Raw genomic sequence first — 2,143 nt, forward strand, 5'->3', positions numbered from 1 at the left:
GCCACAGTACAGCCGGGGCAGGCGAACCCCGGTTTGAATCTGAAAAGTCAGTGAGCGCAAACATTTGAACCGTGGGCGCTATGCAATTTCGTTAAAATCGGGCTTGTTTGGAGCGGATTCTGGATATCAAAGCCCCTCGCCATTCACATGGTGGGAGCTGAAGGCTTTGTCCCAAGGTCATCCACAAGCCCTCCACCGGCAGTTTGAATTTCCTGTGTATAAGCTGTGGGTAAAAATCCTGTTGCTGCGCTGCAACATGCTTCGGCTGGCGTTTCCTTGGTGTGCATTTCGGGCTTTTTGCCTACAATGAAACCCCAACTAATGCAGTTGCCATTGCTTGTTGGTTCTGGGCGCGTCAGCAGCTGACGCGCCCTTTTTTATGCCCGCTCGCTTGTTGCCCGTCCCGGGCTTTTCCGTGCTTGACCAGTCTTCTTGATGAACCACATTCGCAATTTTTCCATCATCGCGCACATCGACCATGGCAAGTCCACGCTGGCCGATCGCATCATCGCTCTCTGCGGCGGTTTGACCGACCGGGAGATGAGCGAGCAGGTGCTGGACTCGATGGACATCGAGAAAGAACGTGGCATCACCATCAAGGCGCAGACGGCCGCTTTGCACTACAAGGCGCGAGACGGCCAGGTCTACAACCTCAACCTGATCGATACCCCCGGCCACGTGGACTTCTCATACGAAGTGTCGCGTTCGCTCTCGGCTTGTGAAGGCGCGCTGCTGGTGGTCGATGCCAGCCAGGGCGTGGAAGCGCAGACCGTGGCCAATTGCTACACCGCACTCGACCTGGGCGTGGAAGTGGTGCCGGTGCTCAACAAGATGGATCTGCCCAACGCAGACCCGGAGAACGCCAAGAGCGAGATCGAAGAAGTCATTGGCATCGACGCCACCGACGCGATTCCCTGCTCGGCCAAAAGTGGCATGGGCGTGGAGGACATTCTGGAAGCGGTGGTGGCCCGGATTCCACCGCCCAAGGGCAACCCGGATGCACCGCTGCGCGCCATGATCGTCGACAGCTGGTTCGACAGTTACGTGGGCGTGGTGATGCTGGTGCGCGTGGTCGATGGCATCTTGCTCAAAGGCGAGCGCATCAAGATGATGGCCTCGAACGCGGTCTACGATGCGGACAACCTGGGCGTCTTCACGCCAGGCACCGAACCCCGGCCCGCGCTCAAAGCCGGTGAGGTGGGTTTCATCATCGCGGGCATCAAAGAGCTGCAGGCGGCCAAGGTGGGCGACACCATCACCCTGGAAAAAAAGCTGCCCAACAACGCGGGGCCCGCAACCGAGGCGCTGCCTGGTTTCAAAGAGGTGCAGCCGCAGGTCTTTGCCGGGCTGTATCCCACCGAAGCCAACCAGTACGACGCCTTGCGCGACGCGCTGGAAAAACTCAAGCTCAACGACGCGTCTCTGCACTACGAGCCCGAGGTGTCGCAGGCGCTGGGCTTTGGTTTCCGTTGTGGCTTTCTGGGCCTGCTGCACATGGAGATCGTGCAGGAGCGGCTGGAGCGCGAGTTCGATCAGGACCTGATCACCACGGCGCCCAGCGTGGTGTATCAGGTCGTCAAGCCCGACGGTGAAATCATCTTGGTCGAAAACCCTTCCAAGATGCCCGACCAGGGTCGCCTCGAGGAAATTCGCGAACCCATCGTCACCGTGCACCTGTACATGCCGCAAGAGTATGTGGGCGCCGTCATGACGCTGGCCAACCAGAAGCGCGGCATACAGCAGAACATGGCCTACCACGGCAAGCAGGTGATGCTCACCTACGAGATGCCGCTGGGTGAGATCGTGCTGGACTTCTTCGACAAGCTCAAATCGGTGAGCCGGGGCTACGCCTCCATGGACTACGAGTTCAAGGAGTTCCGCACCTCGGACGTGGTCAAGGTGGACATCTTGCTCAACGGCGAGAAGGTCGACGCCTTGTCCATCATCGTGCACCGCTCGCAGTCACAATACCGCGGCCGGGCGGTGGTGGCGAAAATGCGCGAGATCATCAGCCGCCAGATGTTCGATGTCGCGATCCAGGCCGCCATTGGGGGCAATGTGATTGCGCGTGAAAGCATCAAAGCTTTGCGCAAGAACGTGCTGGCAAAATGTTACGGCGGCGATATCAGCCGCAAGCGCAAAC

Annotated in this window: 1 protein-coding gene; it reads left to right on the forward strand. The window is 59.2% G+C overall.

The window, feature by feature from the left end; all coding sequences use genetic code 11:
- Window positions 1-435 precede the first annotated feature (435 nt).
- A partial coding sequence (lepA, locus tag ABYB95_RS22270; RefSeq protein ID WP_372662140.1) for a translation elongation factor 4 occupies window positions 436-2,143 on the forward strand: 1,708 nt, incomplete at its 3' end.

This window comes from Hydrogenophaga sp. (assembly GCF_041633695.1).
Taxonomy (GTDB): Bacteria; Pseudomonadota; Gammaproteobacteria; order Burkholderiales; family Burkholderiaceae_C; genus Hydrogenophaga.